The following is a 12,916-nucleotide window of genomic DNA, read 5'->3' as shown; positions in this document are numbered from 1 at the left end:
GCCGCGGACTGCGCAGAACAGGCAGCCTCGGACAATTAACGCTCAGCGCAGGTGGCTGTTACATCGTATGGGTTGGACGATCGGACTTCAGCGCGCCGGCCAGATAGGTCTCGATCTTGTTACGGGCGGCGTTGTCGCCATCATTGAACTGCACACCAACGCCCGCTGCACGGTTGCCTTGTGCGCCTTTCGGGGTGATCCAGACAACCTTGCCGGCGACCGGAATTTTCTCCGGCTCGTCCATCAGATTGAGCAACATGAACACCTCATCGCCCAACTTGTAGCTCTTGTTGGTCGGGATAAACAGGCCGCCGTTTTTGATAAAGGGCATATAGGCGGCATACAACACGGACTTGTCCTTGATGGTCAGAGACAAGATCCCGTTACGCGGACCCAAATTCGGTGGCAAGCTCATGCGGCATTCCTAGCAAACTGATCCAATGGCCGATTCTAGCCCGGTCCGGGCAAGCTTGCCCACTGCACGAGCAAGGCTTCGAGAAGCAAGACACGATTAAGGTTGGCCTTGCCGAGGACTTTTTGACGCTGCGCCAGCAACCAGTCCTGCAGTGCCAGTACCTTGTTCTGGGTCGTTTTCTCCGCCAGGTACTGCACCACCTTGTGCATATCCGCCAAACCCAAGCCGGTTTCATCACGCGTCATCTGGTAACGCAGCATCAATTGCGCCCAGTCGCAGAACCAGTCGAACAGCAGAATCAGCGGCACGGCATTCCAGCTTTCGGCCAACTGACTGACACCGATCTGTTGCTTGATCAGCTTTTTCACCCCGTCGACCACCTGCGCGCGCTGCGCCAGTACGCCCTGCCCGTGCAAACGCACGGCTTCCAGCGGCGAGCCGCCGGCCAGCTGCAGCAGGTCCTGCACCTGCGCATCCTCCACATCGGCCAAGGCGCTGCGCAACCAGAGCAAGCTCTCGCCGGCACTTGGTAGCGGACAGGCTTGTTGCACGCAGCGACTCTTGACCGTCGGCAGCAGCCGACTGGGCTGATGGCTGACCAACAGCAGAACAGTATCGCCCGAGGGCTCTTCCAGGCTTTTCAGCAAGGCATTGGCCGCGTTCAGGTTCATCGCCTCAACGGGCTCAAGCAGCACCACCTTGCGTCCGCCCAACTGCGCGGTTTGCACCACGAAGCTAACCAACTCGCGGACCTGGTCGACCCGAATGGCTTTATCAACCTCCTCCGGTTCGAGGACAAAGTCGTCTGGATGAGTCCCCGCCGCCAGCAGATGACAGCCCTTGCACTGACCGCAGGCCTCTAACGCAACAGGCGCATGGCACAACAGCAAGGCACGCAAACGCTCGGCCAGCGCACGCTTGCCGATACCGGCCGGGCCATGCAGCAGATAGGCGTGGGCATGTTGCTTGCGACTGGCCAACTGCTGCCAGAGCGCGGCCTGCCAGGGATAGGCTTCAGCCACGGCAGCGCCCTACCAGTTCCGGCAACAAGGCATCCAGGGACGCCTGAACTGCCGCCAACGATTGGCCAGCATCCAGAATGCGATAGCGTTGTGGCGCCAGCGCGGCACGTTCGAGGTATGTTTTGCGCACCGCATCGAAGAAGCTGCGGCCTTCCTGCTCGAAACGGTCCAACCGGCCGCGCGCGGCCGCGCGGGCCAGGCCCACCTCAATCGGCAAATCAAATACCAGGGTCAGATCAGGACGCAGCGAACCCTGCACAAAGCTTTCCAGCTGCTCGATCCGCGCCGTGGACAAACCGCGGCCACCGCCCTGGTAGGCATAAGTCGCATCGGTAAAGCGGTCGCAAAGAACCACGCTACCGCGCGCCAACGCCGGCCGGATAACCTCGGCCAGGTGCTGGGCGCGGGCCGCGAACACCAGCAATAACTCGGTATCGGCCGCCATGACTTCGCTGCTGGGGGTCAGCAGCAGTTCACGAATCCGTTCGGCCAGCGGTGTGCCTCCCGGCTCACGGGTGAGCAGCACATCGATACCCTGCTCGCGCAGGCGCTCGGCCAGGTAATCCCGGTTGGTGCTTTTGCCGGCCCCTTCCGGGCCTTCCAAGGTAATAAACAGGCCGCTCACTGGCTGTCCTTTTTGAGTTCGGGCGTGGCTGGGCTGGAACGATAATCGGCGCGGCGTTTGAGCTGAAACTCGCGTACCGCGCGGTTGTGCGCATCCAGGCTGGCGGAGAATACATGGCTGCCGTCGCCGCGGGCGACGAAATACAAGCTGTTACCCGGTGCCGGATGCAGCGCGGCATGAATAGCGGCGCGCCCCACCAGGGCAATCGGCGTGGGTGGTAAGCCGGCATTGGTGTAAGTGTTATAGGGCGTAGGTTCACGCAAATTGGCGCGGGTCAGATTGCCGTTGTAGCGCGCCCCAAGGCCATAAATCACCGCTGGGTCGGTCTGCAGCAACATGCCAATGCGCAAGCGCCGCACGAACACGCCGGCAATTTCCTCGCGTTCGTGGGGCACGCCGGTTTCCTTCTCCACCAACGAGGCCATGATCAATGCCTGCCTTGGATCTTTATAAGGCAAGCCTTCGGCCCGCTGCGCCCACTCCTGCGCCAGCACTTCATCCATCCGCGCCAACGCCTGCTTAAGCAGATCAAGGTCGCGCATGCCGCGCACATAGCGGTATGTATCAGGAAAGAACCGCCCCTCAGGATGCACTCCGTCGCGCCCCAGGCGCGCCATCAGTTGTGCATCGCTTAGACCGGCCAACTCTTGCACCAGCTTGTCCTGCCGCGCCAGGGCGCTGCGCACCTGCTGAAAGTTCCAGCCTTCAACCAACGTTAGGCTGTACTGCACCACTTCACCGCGCTGCCACAGCGTGAGCAACTCACGGGCAGTCATGCCCGGCGTCAGGCGGTATTCACCACTGTGCAGGGCATGTTCGGCCAGATTGAAGCGCCAGTACAGACGCAGCCAGAAGGCATCCTGTAGCACACCCTCCGCTTGCAGACGATTGAGCACCCCGCCAGGCGTTGCACCCGCGGCGACATCCACAAACTGCTCGGCGGACAGTTGCAGCGGTTGCTGCAAGGCCTCGCGCTGCCACCAGAACGCCAACGCCAACAACAAGCCGGCAGTCAGCACGCCAACGCCCAGTAGCACCGATATTTTTCGCATCACAACTCAACAGCCCACTAGGTCGCCAGCAATGGCCTGCAGTTTACGGGTGAGCGGGCCGACCGGCCAGTCATGTGCAGCCAAGGCGCGCACTGGCCAGACACCATAGAGGCTGTTACACACAAACACCTCATCGGCGCTTATCAACTCGGCATAGTCGATGTCACGCTCAACGACGGTGACACCCAACTGCCGCGCCTGGGCCAGTAATTCACCGCGCATCACACCCGCCACTCCGCAGCGGGTAAGTTGCGGGGTCAGCAAAACCTGATCGCGGACCATAAACAAATTGCTGAAAACCCCCTCGACCACCCGCCCCGTGGTGTCACAGAGCAAGCCTTCGGCATAGTCCGGCGACTGCCATTCGGCACGCGCCAGCACTTGCTCCAGCCGGTTGAGGTGCTTGAGCCCGGCCAGCAAGGGCTGCTCGGCCAGACGGGTTACGCAGGGAAACAGACGCACGCCCTGTTCGGCATTGGTCGCGGGATACGCCGGGCGAGGAGCGCCCAGCATAATCCGCCGTGGCTGCGTCGGTTCCGGCAAGGCATAGCCACGCTGACCATCGCCACGGGTCAACATCAACTTGAGCACACCGTCGCCAAGCTGCGCAGCAAAGGTCAGCAACTCTTGCCGCAACAAGCCCAGGTCACAGGGCAACGCCAAACGCGTGCAGCCCTGCTGCAGACGTGCCAACTGGCGCTCAAGCAATTGAATCTGCGCGCCGCGAACGCCCATGGTGGCGAACAAGCCGTCGCCATAGGCCAAGCCACGGTCCTGGACCGACAGCGACTCAGCCGGCTGCCCGTCGATCCAACTCAGCATCAGCCGACAAACCGGCGAAACACCAGCGAACCGTTGGTTCCGCCAAAGCCGAAGGAGTTGGACAGCACCACATCGATCTTGCGGCTTTTGGCTTGATGCGGGACGAAGTCCAGGTCGCATCCCTCATCCGGCTCATCCAAATTAATGGTCGGCGGAGCCACCTGATCGCGCAGCGCTAGCACACTGAAGATCGCCTCGACTGCGCCAGCGGCGCCCAGCAGGTGCCCAGTCATCGACTTGGTGGAGCTGACCGACAGTTTGTAGGCATGCTCACCAAACACCGACTTGATCGCCGCCACTTCCGCCTTGTCACCGGCCGACGTGGAGGTGCCATGGGCGTTGATGTAGTCGACCTGATCCGGGCTCACCCCGGCATCGCGCAGCGCCTGGGTCATGCAGCGTGCCGCACCCTCTCCGTCTTCCGGCGGCGATGTCATGTGATAAGCATCGCCGCTCATGCCAAAACCTATCAGCTCGGCATAGATGGTCGCGCCACGTGCCTTGGCGTGCTCCAACTCTTCCAGCACCAGAGCGCCGGCACCGTCGGACAAGACAAAACCATCACGGTCTTTGTCCCACGGGCGACTGGCACGGGTCGGCTCATCGTTGCGGGTCGACAGGGCGCGCGCTGCGGCAAAACCGCCGATGCCCAGTCCGCAAGCGGCCATTTCGGCGCCACCGGCGACCATGACGTCAGCTTCGCCATAAGCAATATTGCGCGCCGCCATGCCGATGCAATGGGTGCCAGTGGTGCAGGCTGTGGCAATAGCGTAATTCGGTCCCTGCAGCCCAAGATGGATCGACAGGAAGCCGGAAATCATATTGATGATCGAGCCCGGCACGAAGAACGGCGAAATCCGCCGCGGACCCTGCTCAATCAGCGATTTACAGTTGTTCTCAATATTGGTCAGGCCGCCGATACCCGAGCCCATGGCCACGCCAATGCGCTCACGGTTGGCATCCGTAACTTCCAGGCCGGAATGCCGCACGGCCTGAAAACTGGCCGCCAATCCGTACTGGATAAACAAGTCGATTTTCCGGGCCTCTTTGGCCGACAGGTACTCTTCGACATTGAAGCCCTTGACCGAGCCGCCAAAACGGGTGGTGTAGGCCGAAAGGTCCATGTGTTCAATCGGACCGATACCGCTACGCCCTTCCAGAATGCCCTGCCAGCTACTCGATACATCCGTACCCAGTGGCGTGAGCATGCCCATCCCGGTAATCACTACACGTCTACGCGACACAGCAAGTTCCTCTTTTTGTTCGATATTCCAGACTTAACCGCACTTAAAGAAAAACCGCACGCCGGTAAAGGCAGTGCGGTTTTTCCAAGTCGGGAATCGACGATTACGGACTGTTACGCGTGAGCGGTAACGTAATCGATAGCTTCCTGAACGGTGGTGATCTTCTCGGCTTGCTCGTCCGGGATTTCGGTCTCGAATTCCTCTTCCAGAGCCATCACCAGTTCAACGGTGTCAAGGGAGTCAGCACCCAGGTCCTCGACGAAGGAAGCGCTGTTGGTTACTTCCTCTTCTTTGACGCCAAGTTGCTCGGCAACGATTTTCTTGACGCGTTCTTCGATGGTGCTCATACCTTGTTTTCACTCCTATGGACAAATCCAGGTAGCTGGTTGCGGCTAAGTGTATAGAAAGGGTTTTCTGCATTTCAAGCTGAATGCCACAACCACCCTTGCTACACATCAACCTTCTATCGATAAACCAGCCACGACGTTATAACGAATTCTAAACCGCTGTTATGACAGATACTCGAGGCATCTGGTCACATTCAACTCATGTACATGCCGCCATTCACCGGGATAGTAGCCCCAGTGACGTAGGCGGCGCCATCAGAAACCAAGAAAGCCACGACCTTGGCGATCTCTTCCGCCTGACCAAGACGACCCAGCGGGATCTGCGTCAACAACGCATCGCGCTGCGCATCCGGCAATTCACGGGTCATATCGGTGTCGATAAAACCAGGCGCCACCGAGTTCACCGTGATCGCCCGCGAGCCCACTTCACGCGCCAGCGCGCGGCTGAAGCCCTCAAGACCCGCCTTGGCTGCCGCGTAGTTGACCTGGCCAGCATTGCCCATGGCACCGACGACCGAACCAATATTAATGATGCGACCCCAGCGCGCCTTGGTCATGCCGCGCAACACGGCCTTGGACAAACGGTAGAGGCTGTTCAGGTTGGTATTGATGACATCGAACCACTCGTCGTCTTTCATCCGCAACATCAGATTATCGCGGGTGATACCGGCGTTATTAACCAAAATCAACGGCTGACCGAGGTGCTGCTGAATATGCTCCAGGGTCGCGGCAACCGACTCGCTGTCACTCACATCCAAGACCAGGCCAGCGCCTTCAATGCCATTCGCCTTGAGAGTCTCGGCAATGCGCTCGGCACCGGCCGGCGAAGTCGCCGTACCTATTACCACCGCGCCTTGACGCCCCAACTCAAGCGCAATGGCCTGACCAATACCACGGCTTGCGCCAGTAACCAGCGCGACCTTACCTTGCAGGCTCATATCCATTTCTCCTTGATTCAGACCAGTGCCGCACGGGCAGCAGCGAAAGCATCGGGGGTATCCAGGTTGTGGGTATTCACACCCTTGACACAGCGCTTGTTCAAGCCGGACAGCACACGACCAGGACCGCACTCCACCAGGTCAGTCACACCACGATCGGCCAGGCAAACCATTGATTCGACCCAACGCACCGGGTTGTACAGCTGCGCCAGCAGGTCACGCTTGAGACTCTCAAGATCCTGCACAACCGCCGCACTGACGTTCTGCACCATCGGGATCTGCGGCGCCTGCCAGTTGATGTCGGCAACAGCCTGAGCAAACCGCTCCGCCGCCGGACGCATCAGTTCGCAATGCGACGGCACACTCACCGGCAATGCCATCGCACGCTTGGCACCATGGGCCTTACAGGCCGCAATCGCGCGCTCAACGGCAGCCGCACCACCGGCAATAACCACCTGACCAGGGGCATTGAAATTCACTGCACTGACCACCTCGCCCTGGGCTGCTTCGGCACAGGCTGCCAGCACCTGAGCATCGTCCAGGCCGAGAATCGCCGCCATACCACCCTGCCCAGCCGGCACGGCCTGCTGCATCAACTGACCACGGCGCTCCACCAACTTCAGCGCATCGGCAAAGCCGAGACTGCCCGCCGCCACCAAGGCCGAATACTCGCCCAGACTATGCCCGGCGACAAAGGCTGGACGCACGCCAGCCTCAGCCAACCACAGACGCCACAAGGCAATCGAGGCAGCCAGAATCGCAGGCTGAGTCTTGTCGGTTTGATTGAGCAGCGCTTCCGGCCCTTGCTGGGTCAACGCCCAGAGGTCGTAACCCAACGCGGCGGACGCTTCAGCAAAGGTCTCGATAATCAGCGCGTGCTGAGCACCCTGCTCAGCCAACATGCCAAGGGCTTGAGAGCCCTGGCCTGGAAAGACAAATGCGAGGTTTGCAGACATTTGAATGGCTCTCTAATGATCTGATCGTCGAAGGAATAGTCATCCGGTAGACCCGGCGAAATACGTTCTTCGTTGGATGCCAGGCCCACCAAAGGGGTCACATCCTACAGCAACAGATGCTCAAGACGCCCATGCAGACGCTGCGGCAGGTTTTCTCGCACCTCCGCCAACGCCAGGCGGATGGCACTTTGAAAGGCCTCAGGGGCTGCCGCGCCATGACTTTTGACCACAATTCCCTGCAGACCTAGAAAGCTCGCGCCATTGCGCTGCACCGGCCCCAACTCACGTTGCAAACGGCGTAACAGCGGCAGCGCCAACAAGCCCAGCAGGCGAGCCCGTAGCGACGCACGGAACAACGCCTCGATCCGCGTCGCAATCATCGCAGCCAAACCCTCGCTGGATTTGAGCAGAATATTGCCGACAAAACCGTCGCACACCACCACATCGGCGTCGCCACGGTAGAGCCCATCCCCCTCAATGAAGCCGATGTAATTCAGCCCCTGCGCCTGCTGCAACAGACTGGCTGCCAGCTTCACCTGCTGATTACCCTTGACGTCTTCGGTGCCGACATTCAACAGCGCCACGCGCGGACGCTCAACGCCAAGCGCCTCGGCAGCCACAACGCCCATCAGGGCAAACTGGTACAAATGCTCGGCACTGCAATCGACATTGGCACCCAGATCCAGCAGGTGACAATGACCGCGCGCCGTAGGAATGGCCGTAACCATGGCCGGTCGATCAATACCCGGCAGGGTTTTCAGCACATAGCGCGACAACGCCATCAGAGCCCCGGTATTGCCAGCACTGACACAGGCCTGCGCCTTGCCATCACGCAGCAATTCCAGCGCCACGCGCATGGAGGAGTCAGGTTTACCGCGCAACGCCTGTGAGGGACGTTCGGCCATGCCAATCACTTCAGCGGCGTGCTCAATGCGCAGGCGCGAGCGATCGACACCGGAATGGCGGGCAATCAGTTCTTCAAGGAGGGATTCTTGGCCGACGAGGACCAGGTGCAACGAGGGGATTTCGGCCAAACAGGCGAGGCTGGCCGGAACAATGCAGTGGGGACCGAAGTCCCCACCCATTGCATCAACTGCGATGATCGGAGCGGACAAGATTTACTCGTCAGCGCCCTTGTCGATCACTTTACGACCACGATAAACGCCTTCCGGAGACACGTGGTGACGCAGGTGTACTTCACCAGTGCTTTTCTCTACGGACAGAGCGCTAGCGTCCAGTGCGTCGTGCGAACGGCGCATGTCGCGGGCGGAACGGGATTTTTTGTTCTGCTGAACAGCCATAACTTATTAACTCCTAAACGTTTGGGTCACGCTTTAACTGCGCAAGTACGCTGAACGGGTTGGACCGTGTTACCTCGTCCTCGCTCGAATCAGGCTCATCAAGGCCCGCCGGCGGCTGGCAAGCATCAGGGGCATGGGCTGGAACAATCGGCAAGGCGAGCAATAATTCATCCTCAACCAACGCCAACAAATCCAGCGGTTCCTCACCCATTTCCAGGACATCGTAGCCTTTCGGCTGCAACTCAATGGCCGTTCCTTCTTTCACCACAGCGTATTCACATTCGCTATGGATCGGCAGAGCGACCAGCTCCAGACAACGCTGACAAACCATCTTGACTTCAACATCGATCTCGCTGCGAATAACCACAGCTTTTTGCTCATCGCGACCGAAGACAAACTTCGCCCGAACGAGCCCAGCGTCATCCGCAAGCGGATCACAGAGTCGCAACAAGCCAGCTAGCAACACCTCCCCTTCCAGGGTAGTGCCACGATCAGCCAGTTTGCGCGGATCAACGTGAGGTGGAATCGGTGCATTCAACATAGGCGCAGCATTCTAGGGATGCGCCCTACCACTGTCAAAGGAAATTCCACCTGTCAGCCCATAGACATAGCCACTAGAATCGCCGGCCACGCCACAGGAGAAGACCATGCAACCCCTGGTACTCGCATCCAGCTCACCTTACCGCCGCGAACTGCTCAGTCGCTTGCGCTTGCCATTTACCTGGAGCGCCCCGGCAATCGACGAAAGCCACCGCCCGAACGAGAGCCCTGAAAGCCTGGTACGCCGCCTGGCAGAAGAAAAAGCGCGCGCCTTGGCCGAGCAACACCCCAACCACCTGATCATCGGCTCAGACCAGGTCGCCGTGCTTGGCGACCAGATCCTTGGCAAGCCCCACACCATGAGCCGTGCACAAGCGCAGCTAGAAGCCGCCAGCGGTGCCAGCGTGACCTTCCTGACCGGTCTCTGCCTGCTCAACAGTGCCAGCAATCGCCAGCAAACCGACTGCATCAGGTTTACCGTGCATTTTCGCCAGCTCGACCCCGAGCGCATTCGCCGCTACCTGGAGGCCGAACAGCCCTTTGACTGCGCCGGCAGCTTCAAGGCCGAAGGTTTGGGTGTCAGCCTGTTTCGCGCTACCGAGGGCTGCGACGCTACCAGCCTAATAGGCCTCCCCCTGATCCGCCTGGTGGACATGCTCATCAATGAAGGCGTGCAAATCCCCTGACCGCGCCATAATGAAAAAGCCCGGCAAAAGCCGGGCTCAGACAACAGTCTTGAACGATCAGCGCAGCGTCGGCCCCGAGAAGCCCGCCCAGATCGCCACATGCTCAGCCACACTGGCGCCAAGCTTTTTCGCAAAGCGATCAAACGGTGTGTCCTGCAGGGTGTAATCAACGATTTCCTTGGCACCAATCACGTCGCGCGCAACATAGCTGCTGCTGCCCAGCTTATCGACCAAGCCCAACGCCAATGCCTGCTCACCCGACCAGACCAACCCAGAGAACAACTCTGGATGCCCTTCAACCTTCAGGCGATCGCCACGCCCCTGCTTGACGCTGTCGATAAACTGCCGATGCGTGGTATTCAGCACCGACTGCCAGAACTGCGTCTCGTCAGCCTTTTGCGGCTGGAAGGGGTCGAGAAAGGCCTTGTGCTCACCGGAGGTGTACACGCGCCGCTCAACACCGACTTTTTGCATCACATCGACAAAACCAAAACTGGCCGCCGTCACACCAATGGAACCCACCAAACTGGATTTGTCGGCGTAAATTTCATCAGCCGCACTGGCGATGTAATAGGCCCCAGAAGCACCAATATCGGTAATCACTGCATACACCTTGACCGCAGTGTGCTCGGCCCGCAGCCGGCGAATTTCGTCATAGATATAGCCGGACTGCACCGGGCTACCACCCGGACTGTTGATACGCAGGATAATGCCCTTGGTTTTCGGGTCCTCGAAGGCCGCGCGCAGACTGCTAACGATGTTATCGGCACTGGCCGACTCCTGATCGGCAATCACCCCACGCACTTCGATCAGCGCCGTATGCGATGCACTGCGTGCTGCCGTTTTCTGAAAATCAAGCATCGGCGAGAACATTGCCAGTGCGCCAAACAGGTACACAAAAGTCAGCAACTTGAAGAAGATCCCCCAGCGCCGCGCCCTACGCTGCTCTTGCACGCCCGCCAGCAGAGTCGTTTCCAGCAGCTTCCAACTTTTACCCTCAGCACCCTCTGCCGAGGCCGTCTTCCATTCGTCCGCCATGCTCATCCTTCCTGTCAATTATTCACCGGAAAATCACGCCAACCACTCGCGCAACTGTGAAAAACGTTCGATCGCCAAACGCGGCCGCTGCTCCTGCAGCACAGCCAAGGGCTGCGCCCCGTAGCCAACCGCCACCGAATCCATGCCAGCGTTATGCGCCATCTGCAAATCGAATGACGAGTCCCCCACCATCAACGCCCGCTCCGGCGGCAACTGAAAATGCTGGAGGGTCTCATGCAACATCAACGGATGGGGCTTGCTGGCCGTTTCATCCGCGCAACGCGTGAGATCAAAATAATCACACCAGCCACGCCCCTTGAGCACCCGCTGCAAACCATGGCGACTCTTGCCCGTAGCCACCGCCAAGTGAAAGCCCTGCGCCCGAAATGCCTCAAGCGCCTCAGCCACACCCGGAAACAGCGGTGACGGCTCGGTCTCCAGAGTTAAATAGCAGTCACTGTAGCGCTGCGCAAAGCGCTCACTACACGCCTGATCCTCCAGCTCGGGATACAACACCCGAATAGCCTCCGGCAAGGCCAGGCCAATAATGCCTTTGATGACCACATCATCGAGGCGCGGCAATCCACTGCTAAGGGCAGCCTGATGCATCGCCTCAACGATACGACCGATGGAGTCGACCAGCGTGCCATCCCAGTCGAAGATCAGCAGCTGATAATCACGCACCCAGACGCTCCAGCGTACGCGCCCACATTTCATCCACCGGCGCTTCCAATTGCAGCTCGCCGCCATCCGGCAGCGGCACCCGCAGTGCGTATGCATGCAGGAACAGACGCTTGCCTCCGGCATCGCGAATTTCACGGGTGAAGTCTTCGTCGCCGTATTTCGAATCGCCAGCAATCGCATGCCCGGCATGCAGCGCATGCACACGAATCTGATGGGTGCGCCCAGTAACAGGCTTGGCCTCGATCAAGGTGGCGAATTCACCAAAGCGGCGCAGCACACGAAAGATCGTCAGCGCCTCCTTGCCCTCATCATTGACCTCAACCATGCGCTCGCCGGAACGCAGGGTGTTCTTCAGCAATGGCGCATTGACCTGTTTCTTGGCCGTCGCCCAGTGCCCGCGCACCAGCGCCATATAGCGCTTGTCCACGCCATCACCGCGCAATTCGGCATGCAGATGGCGCAGCATGCTGCGCTTTTTAGCGATCATCAGCAGACCAGATGTATCGCGATCCAGGCGATGGACCAACTCCAATTCCTTGGCATCCGGACGCAACTGGCGAAATGCCTCAATCACCCCAAAGTTCAGGCCGCTACCACCATGCACAGCAATCCCAGCAGGCTTGTTAATAACAATCAGCGCCTTGTCCTCGAAGACAATTGACGCCTCCAAGCGGTCAAGCAAGCCCTGCGCCAGTGGCGCCGGCTCATCACGCTCAGCCAGGCGTAGCGGCGGCACGCGAACAATATCGCCGGCCTGCAACTTATATTCAGGTTTGATTCGACCCTTGTTCACCCGCACTTCGCCTTTACGCAAAATGCGATAAATCAAAGTCTTGGGCACACCCTTGAGCTGGGTGCGCAAGAAGTTGTCGATACGCTGGCCGGCATACTCCGGCGCGACCTCCAGCAGTTGCACTGCGGTGATCGGAGAGGAAGGATTTGTCATCCTTCAATCATAACAATTTTTTATGGAATTGAAGCACTTAATGATTACTGCTATATTCGCGAACGCCGCCAAAAGCGGTCCGATTTGCGGATGTTCGCTAAAACTGCCATCCCCCATCGAGCGCAATCCATTCAGGACGTAAGGCCGTCCGACGGATCATTCGCCGCCAAGGCCGTGAATGAGCCGGAAACCAACGCCTTTAGATACGACGCGCGATAATCCCTGAGGATTATTGCGGTAATTGCTAACCCGCTGCGGATTCTGCGCGCGGCACCCGATTTTCTTCGGATACGTGTAGGG

General features: G+C 59.3%; 16 protein-coding genes. 1 reads left to right on the top strand and 15 read right to left on the bottom strand.

The features are described 5' to 3' along the window. Window positions 1–58: 58 nt before the first annotated feature. The 12 genes from AC56DI_RS12145 to AC56DI_RS12090 all read right to left on the bottom strand — a co-directional run bounded on the left by AC56DI_RS12145 (window position 59) and on the right by AC56DI_RS12090 (window position 9,263). A complete protein-coding gene (locus AC56DI_RS12145; protein WP_422588236.1) occupies window positions 59–415 on the bottom strand; it encodes a PilZ domain-containing protein in 357 nt (118 codons plus the stop codon). Window positions 416–450: 35 nt separating this feature from the next. Then, on the bottom strand, window positions 451–1,437 hold the full coding sequence (locus AC56DI_RS12140; RefSeq protein WP_496346384.1) for a DNA polymerase III subunit delta': 987 nt from the start codon (window positions 1,435–1,437) through the stop codon (window positions 451–453). After that, window positions 1,430–2,062 (bottom strand): dTMP kinase, encoded by a 633-nt coding sequence (tmk, locus tag AC56DI_RS12135; protein WP_496346383.1) that lies wholly within the window; start codon window positions 2,060–2,062, stop codon window positions 1,430–1,432. Before tmk ends, AC56DI_RS12140 begins: the two co-directional genes overlap by 8 nt. Continuing rightward, window positions 2,059–3,117 (bottom strand): endolytic transglycosylase MltG, encoded by a 1,059-nt coding sequence (gene mltG / locus AC56DI_RS12130; protein WP_496346382.1) that lies wholly within the window; start codon window positions 3,115–3,117, stop codon window positions 2,059–2,061. The genes tmk and mltG overlap by 4 nt, the downstream gene beginning before the upstream one ends. A 3-nt stretch (window positions 3,118–3,120) precedes the next feature. Further along, a complete protein-coding gene (pabC, locus tag AC56DI_RS12125; RefSeq protein ID WP_496346381.1) occupies window positions 3,121–3,936 on the bottom strand; it encodes an aminodeoxychorismate lyase in 816 nt (271 codons plus the stop codon). Beyond that, complete coding sequence (gene fabF, locus AC56DI_RS12120; protein ID WP_324519674.1) at window positions 3,936–5,180, bottom strand: beta-ketoacyl-ACP synthase II; 1,245 nt, start codon at window positions 5,178–5,180, stop codon at window positions 3,936–3,938. Before fabF ends, pabC begins: the two co-directional genes overlap by 1 nt. A 113-nt stretch (window positions 5,181–5,293) precedes the next feature. Beyond that, window positions 5,294–5,527 carry an acyl carrier protein gene (gene acpP, locus AC56DI_RS12115; RefSeq protein ID WP_058066290.1) on the bottom strand — a complete coding sequence of 78 codons (234 nt, stop codon included), beginning with the start codon at window positions 5,525–5,527 and terminating at the stop codon, window positions 5,294–5,296. Window positions 5,528–5,721: 194 nt separating this feature from the next. Further along, complete coding sequence (gene fabG, locus AC56DI_RS12110; RefSeq protein ID WP_324519673.1) at window positions 5,722–6,465, bottom strand: 3-oxoacyl-ACP reductase FabG; 744 nt, start codon at window positions 6,463–6,465, stop codon at window positions 5,722–5,724. A 17-nt stretch (window positions 6,466–6,482) separates the two neighbouring features. Further along, a complete protein-coding gene (gene fabD / locus AC56DI_RS12105) occupies window positions 6,483–7,421 on the bottom strand; it encodes an ACP S-malonyltransferase (protein ID WP_496346380.1) in 939 nt (312 codons plus the stop codon). A 104-nt stretch (window positions 7,422–7,525) separates the two neighbouring features. Next, the gene (gene plsX / locus AC56DI_RS12100) at window positions 7,526–8,536 is read right to left on the bottom strand and encodes a phosphate acyltransferase PlsX (protein WP_496346379.1); all 1,011 of its coding nucleotides are present in this window, start codon (window positions 8,534–8,536) and stop codon (window positions 7,526–7,528) included. A 3-nt stretch (window positions 8,537–8,539) separates the two neighbouring features. Then, on the bottom strand, window positions 8,540–8,722 hold the full coding sequence (rpmF, locus tag AC56DI_RS12095) for a 50S ribosomal protein L32 (protein ID WP_324519670.1): 183 nt from the start codon (window positions 8,720–8,722) through the stop codon (window positions 8,540–8,542). Between the two features lie 13 nt (window positions 8,723–8,735). Beyond that, window positions 8,736–9,263 (bottom strand): YceD family protein, encoded by a 528-nt coding sequence (locus AC56DI_RS12090; RefSeq protein ID WP_496346378.1) that lies wholly within the window; start codon window positions 9,261–9,263, stop codon window positions 8,736–8,738. Between the two features lie 106 nt (window positions 9,264–9,369). Here AC56DI_RS12090 and AC56DI_RS12085 point away from each other — a divergent pair, with 106 nt between their 5' ends. Continuing rightward, complete coding sequence (locus AC56DI_RS12085; protein WP_496346377.1) at window positions 9,370–9,948, top strand: Maf family protein; 579 nt, start codon at window positions 9,370–9,372, stop codon at window positions 9,946–9,948. A gap of 57 nt (window positions 9,949–10,005) precedes the next feature. On the opposite strand, the gene sppA is transcribed toward AC56DI_RS12085, so the two are convergent. From sppA to rluC, 3 genes are read right to left on the bottom strand one after another with little or no spacing between them, the layout of a single operon-like run. Then, window positions 10,006–10,986 (bottom strand): signal peptide peptidase SppA, encoded by a 981-nt coding sequence (gene sppA / locus AC56DI_RS12080; RefSeq protein ID WP_324519665.1) that lies wholly within the window; start codon window positions 10,984–10,986, stop codon window positions 10,006–10,008. A 33-nt stretch (window positions 10,987–11,019) separates the two neighbouring features. Further along, window positions 11,020–11,670, bottom strand: coding sequence for an HAD-IA family hydrolase (locus AC56DI_RS12075; RefSeq protein ID WP_496346376.1), 651 nt, complete (start codon window positions 11,668–11,670; stop codon window positions 11,020–11,022). Next, window positions 11,663–12,616, bottom strand: a complete 954-nt coding sequence (gene rluC / locus AC56DI_RS12070) for a 23S rRNA pseudouridine(955/2504/2580) synthase RluC (RefSeq protein WP_422588799.1) — start codon at window positions 12,614–12,616, stop codon at window positions 11,663–11,665. Before rluC ends, AC56DI_RS12075 begins: the two co-directional genes overlap by 8 nt. Window positions 12,617–12,916: the final 300 nt, after the last annotated feature.

The sequence above is a fragment of the Pseudomonas sp. BGA-UO-ETr-WB11 genome (genome assembly GCF_059567785.1).
Note: the sequence above shows the minus strand (reverse complement) of the source record. Positions and strands in the feature narration are given on the sequence as shown.